This window comes from Allorhizobium sonneratiae, from assembly GCF_023700755.1.
GTDB classification, from domain to species: Bacteria; Pseudomonadota; Alphaproteobacteria; order Rhizobiales; family Rhizobiaceae; genus Allorhizobium; species Allorhizobium sonneratiae.
In genome coordinates, this window is the sequence record NZ_JAMKOJ010000002.1 from 15,863 (window position 1) to 30,881 (window position 15,019).

Annotated in this window: 12 protein-coding genes; 2 read left to right on the forward strand and 10 right to left on the reverse strand. The window is 56.0% G+C overall.

The genetic code is table 11. The annotated features are described in order from the left end of the window. Positions 1 to 4: 4 nt before the first annotated feature. From NAC44_RS03035 to NAC44_RS03075, 9 genes are all read right to left on the reverse strand, one after another. Positions 5 to 232: a F0F1 ATP synthase subunit C gene (locus tag NAC44_RS03035; RefSeq protein ID WP_075638698.1), complete on the reverse strand. Its 228-nt coding sequence runs from the start codon at positions 230 to 232 to the stop codon at positions 5 to 7. Between the two features lie 249 nt (positions 233 to 481). Next, positions 482 to 1,234: a F0F1 ATP synthase subunit A gene (locus NAC44_RS03040; protein ID WP_250937678.1), complete on the reverse strand. Its 753-nt coding sequence runs from the start codon at positions 1,232 to 1,234 to the stop codon at positions 482 to 484. Between the two features lie 81 nt (positions 1,235 to 1,315). Continuing rightward, positions 1,316 to 1,660: an AtpZ/AtpI family protein gene (locus tag NAC44_RS03045; RefSeq protein ID WP_250937679.1), complete on the reverse strand. Its 345-nt coding sequence runs from the start codon at positions 1,658 to 1,660 to the stop codon at positions 1,316 to 1,318. Between the two features lie 395 nt (positions 1,661 to 2,055). Then, positions 2,056 to 3,960, reverse strand: a complete 1,905-nt coding sequence (locus NAC44_RS03050) for a potassium transporter Kup (protein ID WP_250938716.1) — start codon at positions 3,958 to 3,960, stop codon at positions 2,056 to 2,058. Between the two features lie 362 nt (positions 3,961 to 4,322). Next, entirely contained in the window at positions 4,323 to 5,303 is a 981-nt protein-coding gene (locus tag NAC44_RS03055; protein ID WP_250937680.1) for a TerC family protein, read from the reverse strand. A gap of 738 nt (positions 5,304 to 6,041) precedes the next feature. Continuing rightward, positions 6,042 to 6,701 carry a ribonuclease HII gene (locus tag NAC44_RS03060; RefSeq protein WP_250937682.1) on the reverse strand — a complete coding sequence of 220 codons (660 nt, stop codon included), beginning with the start codon at positions 6,699 to 6,701 and terminating at the stop codon, positions 6,042 to 6,044. Positions 6,702 to 6,796: 95 nt separating this feature from the next. After that, positions 6,797 to 7,954, reverse strand: coding sequence for a PA0069 family radical SAM protein (locus tag NAC44_RS03065; RefSeq protein WP_250937684.1), 1,158 nt, complete (start codon positions 7,952 to 7,954; stop codon positions 6,797 to 6,799). A gap of 268 nt (positions 7,955 to 8,222) precedes the next feature. After that, entirely contained in the window at positions 8,223 to 9,368 is a 1,146-nt protein-coding gene (locus NAC44_RS03070; RefSeq protein WP_250937685.1) for an Mrp/NBP35 family ATP-binding protein, read from the reverse strand. A gap of 562 nt (positions 9,369 to 9,930) precedes the next feature. Beyond that, positions 9,931 to 10,668: a LuxR family transcriptional regulator gene (locus NAC44_RS03075; protein ID WP_250938718.1), complete on the reverse strand. Its 738-nt coding sequence runs from the start codon at positions 10,666 to 10,668 to the stop codon at positions 9,931 to 9,933. A 779-nt stretch (positions 10,669 to 11,447) separates the two neighbouring features. On the opposite strand from NAC44_RS03075, the gene NAC44_RS03080 reads away from it, so the two are divergent. Together NAC44_RS03080 and NAC44_RS03085 are read left to right on the forward strand one after the other, a co-directional pair. Beyond that, positions 11,448 to 12,335 (forward strand): SMP-30/gluconolactonase/LRE family protein, encoded by an 888-nt coding sequence (locus NAC44_RS03080; RefSeq protein ID WP_250937686.1) that lies wholly within the window; start codon positions 11,448 to 11,450, stop codon positions 12,333 to 12,335. 176 nt (positions 12,336 to 12,511) lie between these two features. Beyond that, positions 12,512 to 13,084: a PRC-barrel domain-containing protein gene (locus tag NAC44_RS03085; RefSeq protein WP_250937687.1), complete on the forward strand. Its 573-nt coding sequence runs from the start codon at positions 12,512 to 12,514 to the stop codon at positions 13,082 to 13,084. A gap of 78 nt (positions 13,085 to 13,162) precedes the next feature. Here NAC44_RS03085 and NAC44_RS03090 read toward each other — a convergent pair whose 3' ends face one another. Then, positions 13,163 to 14,944, reverse strand: a complete 1,782-nt coding sequence (locus tag NAC44_RS03090) for a monovalent cation:proton antiporter-2 (CPA2) family protein (RefSeq protein ID WP_250937688.1) — start codon at positions 14,942 to 14,944, stop codon at positions 13,163 to 13,165. Positions 14,945 to 15,019 lie beyond the last annotated feature (75 nt).

Here is a 15,019-nt window from a genome sequence, read left to right on the forward strand (position 1 = left end):
GCTCTTAGACAGCGAAGAGCAGCAGGAGAGCAACGAGCAGCGAGAAGATGCCCAGAGCTTCCGTAACAGCGAAACCAAACACCAGACGGCCAAACTGGCTGTCAGCGGCGGAAGGGTTGCGCAGAGCGCCGGAGAGGTAGTTGCCGAAAATATTGCCAAGGCCGAGAGCCGTGCCGGCCATGCCAAAGCAAGCCAGACCTGCACCGATATACTTTGCTGCTTCCGCGTCCATGAGTGTACTCCTTTGAAATGGTTAGGCGGCGATTGATTGACGCTTCAGACGCCAATGTCGTTATTCCATGAGCGACAGCAAACGCACTGCCCGTCTGCCGCTCCCATAGCACCCTGTGACAATCCTGTGTCGCCCGATGCTATAAAGTCTATTCCATGTGCCTGCCAGCAAAACTTTCACACGCTCTGCCAATCAGACACGACCCGTTTCCCACACTTCGTGACACGGGCCATCGTCACACCAGATCGATCAGTGACCGTCCGGATGCAGGGCGTCGTTCAGATACATGCAGGTCAGAACGGCGAAGACATAGGCCTGCAGGAAGGCAACGAGAAGTTCCAGACCGGTCAGCGCCACCGTCATGGCCAGCGGCAGAATGGACCCGGCAACACCCAGAGCGCCCAGACTGCTCATCGACACGACGAAACCAGCAAAAACCTTCAGCGTGATGTGTCCGGCCAGCATGTTGGCAAAGAGACGGATCGACAACGAAATCGGCCGGGACAGGAAGGAAATGATCTCGATCGGCACGACCATGATCAGCAGCGCAGCGGGCACGCCCGGCGGCACGAAGAGCTTGAGAAAGCCCAGACCATGCTTGAAGAAACCGAAGAGAATAACGGTACCGATAACGAATATGGCCAGCGCGAAAGTAACGATGATCTGGCTCGTCACCGTGAAGAAATAGGGCACGATACCCATCAGATTGGCCGTCAGCACGAACATGAAGATGGAAAACACCATCGGGAAAAATTTCATTCCCTGGCTTCCCGCCCCTTCCCTGAGCATGGAGGCAACGAATTCATAGGCCATCTCGGCCACGGACTGGGCGCGGCCCGGAATCAGACCACGATTGCTGCAGGCGAAATACAGAAACCCGGCAGCCACCACCACAACCGCCACCATGAACAGCGACGCATTGGTGAACGAGAAATTGATACCACCAATTTCGATCGGTACGATCGTGTGAATCCTGAACTGATGGATAGGATCGTTTGCCACCTTATGATCTCTCTCGCTAAAGCCACCCGAAAGCGGCACTCCCTTACCATCCCGACATTGCCACAGCAATGCGCCAATGGATCATTTATTATCCTCGTCCCGCCGATTTGACGATGCGACAGGAGCCACAGCGCCGACAGACCGCAACACATTCAACACGCCGGCACAAAAGCCGAGCAACAAAAGCACCACAAGACCCCATGGCGAAGTTCCGGCAAAGCGATCGAGCATATAACCCAGAACACCGCCGACAAACACAGCCGAAAAGAACTCGCTCGCCAGCTTCATCGCCTCGGCATAGCCTTTACGGCTGACCTCGCCCTGTTTTTCCTTCGCCATATCCCGGCTTTTCTGCGCCTGCCTTTCGGCCAGTTTTGCGCCAAGCTCGGATCTGCGTCGTTCAAGGTCTTTTTCGTCTTCGTCCATCTTGTCCTCTCCGTCTGCCAGCCACCGCCTTGAGGCGTTTCAACATACAGCAAACGGCTCGGATTTTTCTCTGTTCCACCCGCCGAGATCATGACATTCAATTTCCGCTTAAGGCGAATGACATGATCAAGACCTGCCGATGCACCACGTAAATGCCCTGATCCTGCCACGATTGCGGCCAGAATGAGCCTTTCCAGGCGCCTTCAAGTCGCGCGCACCATAATTTTGCGCGCCTGCATAGTCAAGGCATTGAAACCGGTTGTTTCACGACAAATTAACTGAATAAAAACAGATCGATAAAATAAATTTTGCATTTTTTTGCCGCCAGCGCGTCAAATTGGCCGCAGGCTGCAGACCAGATTAACGCCTGGTCGCCTGCGTCAATGCCGTTGATCTCAGATGATCACATGTGATCCCAGTTCCACCACACGGTTGGCGGGCAGATGAAAATAATCCGATGGATCGGCGGCGGAATTGGCAAGCGCGATAAACAACCTGTCCTGCCAGTTCGGCATGCCCGACTTGGCATCCGGCACCAGTTTGCGCCGCCCCAGATAAAAGGAGGTGGACATGATATCGAATTTCAGCCCGCCTTTTCTCAGCTTCGCCAGGGCCTGCGACACATTCTGCTGCTCCATATAACCGAAGCGGATTTCCACCCGGCTGAAGCGCTCCGACAGGCTTTCGGCGACAAAACGCTCGGCATCGCTCGCCCGTGGACGGTTGACCGTCTTGATCGTCAGAATGATGTTTTTCTCATGCAGCACGTGGTTGTGCTTGAGATTGTGCAACAGGGCCGCAGGCGCGGTTTCCGGGTCGCTTGTTAGGAAGATTGCCGTTCCGGCCACGCGCACCGGCGCATGTTCGCTCTTGCGTTCAACGGACGGAATGAAAGACGACAACGGAATATCGGCATGACGGGTCTTGGCAAAGAGAATTCCGGTTCCGCGCCGCCAGGTGAGCATGACGATGGTAAAGCCTGCGGCAAAGAGCACCGGAATATAACCGCCATCATGAATTTTCAACAGATTGGCGCTGAGGAACACCAGTTCCAGCAGCAGCAGCGGCACAAGCAAGAGAAGCGCCACGGCAACTGACCACTTCCATTTGATTCGCACGAATTCAAACGCCATGATCGTCGTTACCACCATGGCGCCGGTGACGGAAATGCCATAGGCAGTGGCCAGCCCATCCGAGCTTTCAAACAACAGCACCAGACCGAGAACGCCAAGCAGCAGCAGCGTGTTGACCGCCGGAAGATAAATCTGCCCGGTATTGGTTTCGGAGGTGAACAGGATTTCCATGCGCGGCAGGAAGCCGAGATGGATCGCCTGGCGTACCATGGAAAAGGCCCCGGTGATCACGGCCTGGCTGGCAATCACGGTTGCTGCCGTCGCCAGAATAACGATGGGCAGCAGACCCCATTTGGGGAACATCAGGAAAAACGGGTCCGATGCCATGGCCGGATCCTTCAGCACCAGCGCGCCCTGCCCCAGATAATTCAGCACCAGCGCCGGATAGACCATGCCGAACCAGGCCGTCTGGATCGGTTTGCGGCCAAAATGACCAAGATCGGCATAGAGCGCTTCCGCTCCGGTCACCGTCAGAAACACCGCGCCCAGCACAACGAACCCGACAAAACGCTCGTAAATCAGGAAGCTGACGGCATTGATCGGGTTGAAGGCGAGAAAAATCGCCGGATCGTCAAAAATATGGTGAATGCCACCAAAGGCGATGGCGATGAACCACAAAGCGGTAATAGGGCCGAAGAAATTGGCCACCGCCCCCGTTCCCCGCGACTGGACAACGAAGAGCACGATCAGGATCACCACCGAGATCGGCACGATGAAGCTGCTCGATTGCGGCAGCACGAGTTTCAGACCTTCAACAGCAGACAGAACCGACAGCGCCGGTGTGATCATCGCATCGCCGAGAAACAGCGCCGACCCGACAAGGCCGAGAACCATCAGCACCACGGTGTGACGACCTGCCGATTTGCTGAGCAGCGCCAGAAGTGACAGCGTACCGCCTTCGCCGTCATTGTCGGCGCGCAACAGGAACAGCACATATTTCAGCGTGACGATAATGGTCAGCGTCCAGATGATCAGCGAGGTCAACCCGATCACTTCAAAGCGGGTGATGCCATCGGCAGAAACAGGCTTCAAGGCTTCACGGAAAGCATAGAGCGGGCTTGTGCCGATATCGCCATAAACGACGCCCACTGAACCCAACGCCAGATAGAGCACGTTTTTGAGACTGGCGTTATCATGCGCCGATGGAGAATGGTTTTCCTGAGACATTTTATAAACAGGCTCCACAGGCCCGCCCTGTTGTTGGGGAAAGTCGGCAAGCACGCCAAAGGCTCTCGCCCGGTCTTGCAAAACCACGCCCGGATTGCCTTTCGGCACATTTGTTGTGCGCCAAGGACCGGTGATGCAGCCATTGTATCGGTTTTGGTGTCGCCATTGGAGAAAAGCTGCGTCCGGCATCATCAGGCCGGTCCGTTGCTGTCCATGTCATGCGCGCAAAAGCAGCACTCAAACGGTCAATACCCTTGTCCGAAGTGGCGCGAGCAATGCGCTTCATTTGAAGCGCTGAGGCTCCCCAGCTTCTGTTTTCCTCAGCCCTGATGCTAACCGGACCCATAAACGATGGGAGACACTCAATCAGACCTGGTTTTCGAGAGCGAAGCAATAACACCTGCCGACAGAATCGCAAGTGTAATTACGAGTGAGGCCAAAGGCGGCACCTGGCCAAGGCCCAGCATATCGACAGCAATAATCTTGCCGCCAATGAAAACCAGCACCGCAGACAGGGCATATTTCAACAGATAAAAACGCTCCATCATGGCTGCCAGCGCGAAATAAAGCGCCCTCAGCCCAAGAATAGCGGCAATATTCGATGTGAAGACCAGATAGGGTTCAGTGGTGATGGAAAAGATAGCCGGGACGCTGTCGACAGCAAAGATCACATCGGCGAGTTCCACCATGACCAGCGCCAGAAACAGCGGGGTGGCATACCATATATGCTTGCCTTTTGCCGATGCCCCATCTTTCTGGCGGGGCAGTCTGACGAAAAAGCGGTCACCGTGGAGGTCCGGAACGATCGGCAGATGCTTTTGCAAAAAGCGCAAAACCGGGTTTGCGGCAATGTCATAATCGTCATCGCCGGAAAACATCATGCGGATGCCGCTGACGACCAGAAACAGCGCAAACAGATAAAGTACGACATGGAACCGGTCCACCAGCGCCGTACCGAGCCCGATCATCAAGCCGCGCAGAATGACCACACCGATAATGCCGAACACGAGCGCACGGCGCTGAAGATGTGGCGGGATCTGGAAATAGCCGAAAATCAGGGCGATGACGAAAATATTGTCAAGCGACAGGCTTTCCTCGACCACATAGCCGGTCAGATAGAGTGTCGCGGCAGACGCCCCCATGCGCCACCAGACAAAGCCGGCAAAGGCCAGACTCATGGCGAAATAGAAACAAGACAGACGCAGGCTTTTCGAAACCGTCACGGTTTGATCACCGCGGCTGAACAGCCACAGATCCATCACAAGCAGGGCCAGAACGAAAACAAGAAAGCCCAGCCACATCCATAGGGGCTGGCCGAGAAAATCGACAGAAAAAAACGACATTGTCAAACTGTTGAATACGGCGCTGTTCGACAAACAACTCCGACATCACGGGAAGCCGTTTTCCCGCCAGAGGGGCCCGCAGTTGTGAACATACTTTCAGCTCATGCATATGAACCCTCGCCCACACAATTGCAAGTCATCGGCCATTGGAGGTGCAATTGACATATATCAAGGCATGCCCGTTACTGCTGTGAAATCTTAACCATGCAAGCTTGTGGACACGGTCTGTACCGGATCGCAGGAGCGGGAAAGCTGGAGGCGGCCAGCCTCTTCCCCTTCAGGCTGGATGCTGATTTTGCCCACGAGCGAGTTATGGTGAAATGGAAGCTGATTTCCGTTTGCCGATGGCCTCTGTCGGCCCCTTTTACAACGCCGAGTTCAGTCCGGATCCGGCGTGGTAATGCCCTTTGGATCTTGTCATCCAAGCTACAGCAATCCTGTCTGCAGCCTGGATTGCCCACGAATAACCGCGCCCGCCTGACCCGCGGGCGCGGTTGCCACCGGAACCCTACACCCCGTTGGCAACCTAGAGCATTTCACTGTTTCACGGAAACGGTGAAATGCTCTAACTCTTTGTTTTTAAACATTTCTGTTCGAAACACCGGTTCCCACTTTTTGGCCGATGCTCTACTGTATAAGTCCTTAAACCGGAATCGGTTTAAGGAGACAATTATTCAGCAGATTTAAAGCGCTACAGCATCTTATATGCGCTTGATAAAACGCACGATAATGCAGGTTTCATTCCTGCTGATCACGCAGAGGCTTGAAACTCATTCTATGCAGGGCGCACGCACCTTCGGCTCCGATGGCGGAAAGGTGGATTTTCGTACCGTAACCGGCATGGGCGGCAAAGCCATAAGCCGGAAAGACAGTATCTGCTTTCGCCATCATCCCGTCTCTCGTGACCTTGGCAACAATCGACGCCGCAGCAATCGACAGGGAACGCGCATCGCCCTTGATGACGGCTTCGGCGGAGCAGGAAAGGTCTGGAGGGATATCGCGTCCGTCGCATAAAACATGCGCGACGGGAACGGCAAGTGACTGAACGGCACGCCGCATGGCATCGAGGCTGGCCTTGCGAATATCGCTGCGATCGATATGGGCCGCGGATGATGAGGCAATGGCAACGGTTGCGCTGGCCAGAATGGCCTCGAACAAAACTTCCCGGCGCGCGGCGCTCAGTTTTTTCGAATCGTTCAGCCCCTCTGGAATATGATCAGGATCGAGAATGACAGCAGCGGCCACGACCGGCCCCGCCAAGGGGCCGCGTCCAGCCTCATCCGTTCCGGCAACAGGCCAAAGCCCTCGCGCGCGGGCGGTTTGCTCAAGCGAAAAATCTGGGCTCAACCGGCCTTGATCGAAAAGACCGGGAGAATCGGCAGGCTTTGTTCTTTTCATGCCGCGATGTTTCACAGCTTTTGCCGCTCTGCAAGTCTCCGCTCGACTGAAACTCTCCCGTCTTCAAGTCTGTCGCAATCCTGCCTCTGCAGGTCTCACAGCAAGGAAAGCTGCACTCCGCTTCCATTCGGCGGAATGAAGAGATCGTCGCGCAATTGCAGGCTGCGACGGCCAAGCCCGAGCCGTTTGGTGGCGATTTCAAACCGGCGCCCGATCTGCCAGGCATAGGGGCCGGTGCCTTTCATGCGCTTGCCAAACTCGGCATCGTAATCCTTGCCGCCACGCATCGAACGCAACAGCGACATGACATGGCGATAACGATCGGGATAATGCTGGAGCAGCCAGTCACGAAACAGGGGACTGACTTCAAGCGGAAGCCGCAGCAGCACATAACTCGCCTCGGTTGCTCCCGCAGCCTGAGCCGATTCGAGAATCCGCTCGATCTCATGATCGTTCAGGGCGGGAATGATCGGCGAGACCAGCACGCTGACCGGAATGCCCGCCTGACGCAACTGCCGGATGGCGTCCAGCCGTTTATGCGGGGCCGAAGCGCGCGGCTCCATGCTGCGCGACAGCTTGTTGTCGAGGCTCGTCACCGACAGGCCAACCTTGACCAGCCCCTTTTCAGCCATGGGAGCCAGAAGATCGAGATCGCGCAAAACCAGTGCCGACTTGGTGACGATGGCGACAGGATGCTGGGCCGCAGCCAGTACCTCGAGCAATTGCCGCATGATGCGCCAGTCCCGCTCAATCGGCTGATAGGGATCGGTATTGGTCCCGATGGCAATGGTGCGCGGCTTATACCCCGGCTTCGACAATTCCCGCTCCAGAAGACGCGGGGCGTCCGGCTTGGAAAACAGGCGGGTTTCAAAATCGAGACCCGGCGACAGGCCCATATAATCGTGACTTGGCCGCGCATAGCAATAGATGCAGCCATGTTCACAGCCGCGATAGGGATTGACCGAACGCTCGAAGGGAAGATCAGGCGATTCGTTGCGGGTGATGATGCTGCGCGGTTTTTCGACCTGTACCTGCGTCGTGAACGCGGGCAGGTCTTCAAGGCTGTCCCAGCCGTCGTCGAAGGCGATCCGCTCCCTCGTCTCAAAGCGACCGGAAGGATTGAGGCCTGCGCCACGGCCACGCCGTCTTTCCCCATCGATTCTGAGGCCGGAGGCCTTCAGCAGCGCATCGGCAATATCAGGCGTATTGGCAGGCTGAAACGCAGCCTGTCCCAGATCGGACAACAGGGTCATGATGGGCTCCACACAGGAAAGCGGCGTGAAACAGCCTTATTGCCACTGTTGTTCCGCAATCCATAACGGTCTCGAATGAACCCATTCTATACGCGACAAAACGGAACAAGTAAAGAACAAAAGAAGAATTAAAGGTGATTAGCTGTCCATCATAACCGGCAGCCGCTGCCTTTGCGACCTGTCACCTGCCCTTTGCCGTTGCCCATTGCACCTGAACCGCAGAGCGGGGCCTTTGCCGCAAAGACCCCGCTTTTTTCATGATTCTGCTTTATTCAAAAGAAAGAACAGGCGCCGGACGGGCGCGCCGCTGGCTGACCTGCTCCCACACGGCGCTGGCGACAGCTTTATACACACGAGCCTGCGGATGATCAGGGTCCAGCGCCACCACGGGCTTGCCGGCATCCGATGCCTGGCGAATATCCATGGTCAGCGGCACCTCGCCCAGAAACGGCACACCAATGGCCTCAGCCTCGGCACGCGCACCGCCATGGCCGAAGATATCGTAGCGCACGCCCGTATCGGGTGCGAGAAAATAGCTCATGTTCTCGACAATGCCGAGGATCGGCACCTCGACCTTGTTGAACATGGTGACGGCCTTGCGCGCATCGATCAAAGCCAGATCCTGCGGGGTAGAGACGATCACGGCTCCGGCCAGCGGCACCTGCTGCGCCAGTGTCAGCTGCACATCGCCGGTTCCCGGCGGCATATCGACCACCAGCACATCGAGACCATCCCAGGCCACTTCGCGCAGCATCTGCATCAGGGCCGATTGCACCATCGGTCCACGCCAGATCATGGCGGTTGCCTCATCAACCAGAAATCCCATCGACATGGCCTTCAGCCCGTAATTTTCCATGGGCACGATCAGTCTGCCATCGATCTGGCGCGGCCTGCCGGAAATGCCAAGCAGACGCGGCACCGAAGGACCGTAGACATCGGCATCGAGCAGCCCGGTTTTCAGACCGAGCGCCTGCAAACCCAGCGCCAGATTGACCGCCGTGGTCGATTTTCCCACACCTCCCTTGCCGGACGCGACAGCAATGATGGCCCCTATTCCGGCAATGGCGGGTTTTTGCGCCTGCGGCTGTGACGGCGCTGCCGCACGTGGCGGCAATGTTGGTGCAGCCGCATGTGGCGGGTGGGCACGGGGCGCATCCGCGCCGGGTCTGCGCTCTGCCGTCAGGCTGACCACTGCGCCTTTCACCCCGGCAACCGCCTTGACACAGCGTTCCGCGGCCTGTCGCAACGGCTCAAGCGCCTCGGCCCGCTCTGCCGGAACATTGATGGAGAAATACACTTTCTGATCGGCAATGAACACATCCGAAACCAGCCCGAGATCGACGATATTGCCTTCAAGATCCGGCCCGCGCACGGTTTTAAGCGCTTCGAGAATGGTGTTTTTATCGGGTGTCATGCAAAACAGCCTTCACTCTGATCCGTCCGCCCTCAGACAGACGACAATGGGAACGATCTTTCTCAGATAGAGGCTCTTCGCCAGAATGCCAATCGCCCGCAGGCACACAAGCCGGGAAAACGACAGCCAAAACAAAAACCGCCGGGCGCGCCTTCTTTCAAGGAGCATCCGGCGGTTTTGTTTGAGGCGGTTTCTTTGACCGCTCCTCACAGTCCCCTCTGGACCTTTGCCTATTGCAATGCACAAACCGTGCCAGTTGCGCCTGTAAAAAACAGTCAGCCTCCTGAATAAATCCCCGAGCCGGTCTGAATTGAGAGCATCTGCAGAAACACGACGAAATTCCTTCCTAGAAAAACATTGTAAAACAAAATGTTATAAAGGGTTCACCGCTTCCGGAAACCGGAAACTGCCCATGATGCAACAATTTCAGCATCCGATCTGCACTTTATACAACCCATCAGGCTGAAACGGCTTATGGCAACGAGCGAGCCGGAACTGCCCATGATGAGGCAACAAAACCGTTTTGACTAAAAGATTGGCAGCAGCGAAGCCGAAAAGACCTCTATTTGATCAGCCCAAGCCGCAATGCCTTGGCCACGGCCTGAGTCCGGTTCACCGTATCCAGTTTTCTGGCGGCGCGATTGAGGTAATGATTGATCGTATGTTCGGACAGCCCCATGATGTCCGAGATTTCAATTGAAGTCTTGCCGATCGAAGTCCAATTGAGACACTCGATTTCGCGATCGGTCAGATTATCGGCGATACGGGCATCCATTTCCCGTATTTCTGCAAGACGACTATAGACATGGGTGGCAATATAATGAAGCTGGGTCATGTCGAGAAAGGAAAAAGCTGGCATATCGCCACAAAAGCTGACCATGCCCCGATTGCCACTGCCGTCATGCACGGGAAAGCAGGCTCCTCGCGGCATGCCGCTTTGCACAAAAAGATTGCGCGCCAGCTCCACCGTTCTGGCCTCGCGTTCCCGCGCCACCCATTGCACATCGAAAACGACGGGCGCAGCGCACGCCCTGATCTTAGTGAACACAGGGCTTGTCGCCATGAGACCGGCCTGATCATACAGGCTCATCAATTCCGTCGGCCAGTTGGAAATCACTGAACTGCCTGACAGCGTCTGATCCGTCACCGATGGCAGATGCATGACAAGAAAATATCGTGCACCAAACTCTTCCGTTACGCGCTTCATCAGACGAAAGATATCGAACTGGGTCTTCAAACCCGCCAGTTCCCTCAGTGAGTACTCAACATAAAACAGCCTTGAAGAAACATCTTCAACCAGCAAGGCTCTATGTGCCAGATCATCACCCATGTTTGAAAACAGCCCTCTGGTTCACAGGACGTGGTCCAATCACACTTTTAATCGAAAAATATAACCACTTTGTTCTCATTGCTGTGGGCGTCAGGAATTTTTGCAAAACTCTTGGCTTTCAAAAAGAGATTTTTTCTCAAAGGTTTAAAATATGGAAATTCTAGATGGCCGTTCGGTTCTTTAAAACAATTTCGGCTTAAATACAAACACCTTACTCAGCTTAAAATTTAAGCAGAAAAGACAAATATACAGCCATCCGTTCTGATGGCATATCCCAATGCATCCATAGTGCATGTGGAGATTATAAATATTTAAATTCAATCTCCTAAACAGGTTTCAAGGCTTATAGCAAAAGCCTGCCTCCACCAGAACACCCGCTCCGGCGCGCACAAAAAGTGCTGTCGCTTTACCCATCAACAAAATTTCAACATCTCCTGCACTTTTTTATTGCATTCTTCTCGACAGCACTCCTGGCCGAAAACCGCTTCACACTTTTCGGGATGCGCTTCTTCTTGCCGCAATTGCGGACGCAAAACCGCTGCACACTTTTGCTGCAATTGCTTGGACGCGCATCTTATCCGAAAACCGCTTCACACTTTTCGGGATGCGCTTCTTCTTGCCGCAATTGCGGACGCAAAACCGCTGCACACTTTTGCTGCAATTGCTTGGACGCGCATCTTATCCGAAAACCGCTTCACACTTTTCGGGATGCGCTTTAAAACCCCCTGACCGAAACGGGAGGCGCAGCCATGAACGATCTTCATCATAGCAAATACGATATTGTTTTCGACACACGGCTGACTTTGGGCGAAGGCCCGTCCTATGACGCCCTCACCGATACGGCCTGGTGGTTCGATATCGTCGGTAAAAGCCTTTACGAGCATCGCTTTGCCAGCGCCACCACCCTTCGTCACAGCCTGCCGATGATGGCGAGCGTGATTGCCGCCATTGATGCAGAGCGTCAATTGTTGGCGACAGAAGATGGCCTTTTCCTTCGCCATATCTCCAGCGGCGCGTTGGAGCTTTTTACCCTTCTGGAACCGGACCGCCCAGACAATCGCTCTAATGATGGCCGTGTCCATCAAAGCGGGGCGCTTTGGATCGGCACCATGGGAAAATCGGCGGAAAATGCCGCTGGTGCCATCTATCATGTCGCCGGAAAAACCGTCACCCGACTCTATGACGGCCTCAGCATTCCCAATTCCATCTGCTTTTCGCCCGATGGGGCGCTTGCCTATTTCGTCGATTCCGCCGTCAATACACTCATGAAGGTGGCGCTCGATCCGGCAACCGGTCTGCCGACCGGCGACCCCGTCCTTCATATTGACGGCCGTCATGAGAAAGGCGGAATCGACGGCTCCGTCTGCGATGCCGAGGGCGGCTTGTGGAATGCGCGCTGGGGTGTCGGCGCAATCGATCATTACGACGCATCCGGGCAGCGCCTTGCCCGCTACACGCTTCCAGCCTCGCAAACCAGTTGTCCCGCCTTTATCGGCGCGAAGGCCGATCGTCTCCTCGTCACCAGCGCAACCCAGGATCTCGGCGATGCTGAAAAAACCGCCGATCCCCATACGGGCAAGACCTTTGTCCTCAATGTTCCAGTCAAAGGACGGCACGAACCGCATTTCATTATATGAGATTGTGTGCATTTATTGAAATGCAAAATGTTCCAGCTTTTTGCATAAATTTATAGCAAAAATTATCGGAACGATCCGCCTGCCCAGCCATTTCATTCTGCGAACCGGGTGAGAGACGACGCACAAGGCGTCTTTCTCCCAGATCGCAATGAAACCAACCGAAAGGCAGGTTCGAGATGAAAAAGACCCTTGGTATTCTTACGGCTTCCGCCCTGATCGCCTCTACGGCCTTGGCTCCGGCAGCCTTTGCGCAGAACACGACGCCAGCAACCAATCCGGCAGCGCCAGGATCGGTTCAGATGAACACCACGTCCGGCGACACAACCGGCACAACAACTGGCGCCATGGGTACGACCGCCGCCACCGACACCTATCTGACCCGTCAGGGGCCGGATCAGGTTTCGGCGTCAAATTTCATCGGCCAGAATGTCTATAACAGCAACAACAAGAGCATTGGCGAAATCAACGACCTGATCATGCAGAAAAACGGTGGCATCGTCGCAGCTGTGATCGGCGTCGGCGGTTTCCTGGGCATGGGCGAGAAAAATGTCGCCGTTCCGATGAGCAAAATCACCGTGGCACAGGACACCAAAAATCCGAGTGAGTTGCATCTGACCACCACCGAGACGTCCGACAGCCTGAAGAACGCCCCGGAATACAAGACGCTGAGCGAACAGCAGTCCAATGCCAGTGGTATGAAAATGCCGTCGCTGGACAACTCTTCGACGTCTTCGACACCGAGCAAGTAAGTGTTTTGCGCCCCGGACTGCCGTCCGGGGCGCCCTGCCGTCCGCATCTCCTGCCGTGACGACACGCCTCCGATCGTTTCAGGAGACAGCCGTGTCATCCATCTCGGCTGCGCGCTTGGGGCGTATCAACGGCTCCGGCCGCACATACATCATATGCGCGCCACCCTGCGGCCCTTCCACCGCCTGGATTTGCAGTCGCTCTTCATCGCGGCGGCGGATATCCTCCTCGATTTCCCGCGCCATCTCCTCCTCGACACCCAAAGCTTCGATGGTCATGCGCCCGAATTTCAACCCCGATTCCAGCGTTTCGCGCAGTTCATATTCAACATTGCGCGCCCGAAGCGACAGGCTGTGGATACGGTCATAGGAGCGCACGAAGAGCCGTACATGCGGAAACTCCTCGCCGATCAGATCGACAATCCGATCAGTCACCTCGCGTTTTTGCGTACAGACGGCGACGATCTTGGCTTTTTCGATGCCAGCGGCGCGCAGAATATCCAGCCGCGTGCCATCGCCGAAATAGATGCGGAAACCGAAAGACGAGGCCTGACGGATACGATCGGCCGAATCGTCGATAATGGTCACATCGCGACCGCTGGCCAACAGGATCTGCGCGGCAATCTGGCCGAAACGGGAAAACCCGATCATCAGCACATCGGAACCCGCCCCTTGAAAATCCTCCTCGAGTTCCTCATGCCGCTCCGCGCTCATAAGGTAACGCGCCAGCGCCGCCACCAGTGGCGTCAGCGCCATGGTCAGCGTCACCACGGAAATCAGCAGGGATGAGGTGGCGCTGGAAAAAAGCCCGGCAGCGGCGGCCGTGCTGAACAGCACGAAGCCGAATTCACCACCCTGCGGCAGGAGGGCTGCAATACGCAGGCTGTCGTCATGGTCGGAGCCGAACAGGCGGCAGAGCAGATAGATGCTCACCCCCTTGACCAGGATGACCACCGGCAGGGCCAGCGCAATCAGCCAGAGATTGTCGAGGATGACGTCGAAACGCACGGAAAGCCCCACCGCCATGAAAAACAGCGCCTGGAGAATGCCGCGAAACGGCTCGATATCGGTCTCAAGCTCATGGCGATAGGAGGATTCGGCCAGCATGACACCGGACAGAAAGGCCCCCATAGCCATGGAAAGCCCCGCCGCCTCCATCAGCATGGCCGAGCCCAGCACGATGAACAAGGCGGCGGCAATCATCACGTCACGCGCACCGGTGCGGGCAATGATCTGAAACAGCGGCGTCAGGAGAAACCGGCCCGCCAGTACCATGCTGCACGTGGCGGCGACCGGCAGCGCAATCGACAGCCAGAGCGGCGAGGTCGCATCGCCTGAGCGCGCGCCCAGAATGGAGATCAGCGCCAGAAGCGGCACGATGGCCAGATCCTGAAACAGCAGAATGGAAAAACTGCGCTGACCATAACGGCTGTTGACGTCATTACGGTCATTGAGGATCTGTAGGGCAAAGGCAGTGGAGGACATCGCCAGACCGAAACCGGCAATGATCGCCCCATGCCAGGCCATGAGCCCGCTAAAAAACAGGATCCCCGTCAACAGCCCTCCACAAAGGAGAACCTGCATCAGGCCAAGGCCGAAAATATCCGAACGCATCCGCCACAGCGTCGAAGGCTTCAGCTCCAGCCCGATGATAAACAGCAGGAACACCACTCCAAGCTCGGCAATCGGCAGGATTTCCTCCGCGCCGCTGATCACATGGGCGATGGGTCCGATCACTGCGCCCGCGGCCAGATAGCCCAGCACCGTACCCAGACCGAAACGGCGGAAAAGCGGGGCTGCCACCACCGCACCACCCAGCAGCACCAGCGCCTCGGTAAACAGAAGTGTCGGCGTGTTGCTCATGGTCGGCCTTTCAGAAGGAGAAAACGGGGCAGAAGGATAAAACGAGGCAGATCGACAAAGCTGTAGGGAGAATCG

Coding starts and splice junctions, on each gene's coding strand:
- NAC44_RS03085 (WP_250937687.1), top strand. CDS start 12,512: ATGAAAAAGACCCTTGGTATTCTTACGGCTTCCGCCCTGATCGCCTCT.
- NAC44_RS03050 (WP_250938716.1), bottom strand. CDS start 3,960: ATGTCTCAGGAAAACCATTCTCCATCGGCGCATGATAACGCCAGTCTC.
- NAC44_RS03055 (WP_250937680.1), bottom strand. CDS start 5,303: ATGTCGTTTTTTTCTGTCGATTTTCTCGGCCAGCCCCTATGGATGTGG.
- NAC44_RS03045 (WP_250937679.1), bottom strand. CDS start 1,660: ATGGACGAAGACGAAAAAGACCTTGAACGACGCAGATCCGAGCTTGGC.
- NAC44_RS03060 (WP_250937682.1), bottom strand. CDS start 6,701: ATGAAAAGAACAAAGCCTGCCGATTCTCCCGGTCTTTTCGATCAAGGC.
- NAC44_RS03070 (WP_250937685.1), bottom strand. CDS start 9,368: ATGACACCCGATAAAAACACCATTCTCGAAGCGCTTAAAACCGTGCGC.
- NAC44_RS03035 (WP_075638698.1), bottom strand. CDS start 232: ATGGACGCGGAAGCAGCAAAGTATATCGGTGCAGGTCTGGCTTGCTTT.
- NAC44_RS03065 (WP_250937684.1), bottom strand. CDS start 7,954: ATGACCCTGTTGTCCGATCTGGGACAGGCTGCGTTTCAGCCTGCCAAT.
- NAC44_RS03080 (WP_250937686.1), top strand. CDS start 11,448: ATGAACGATCTTCATCATAGCAAATACGATATTGTTTTCGACACACGG.
- NAC44_RS03090 (WP_250937688.1), bottom strand. CDS start 14,944: ATGAGCAACACGCCGACACTTCTGTTTACCGAGGCGCTGGTGCTGCTG.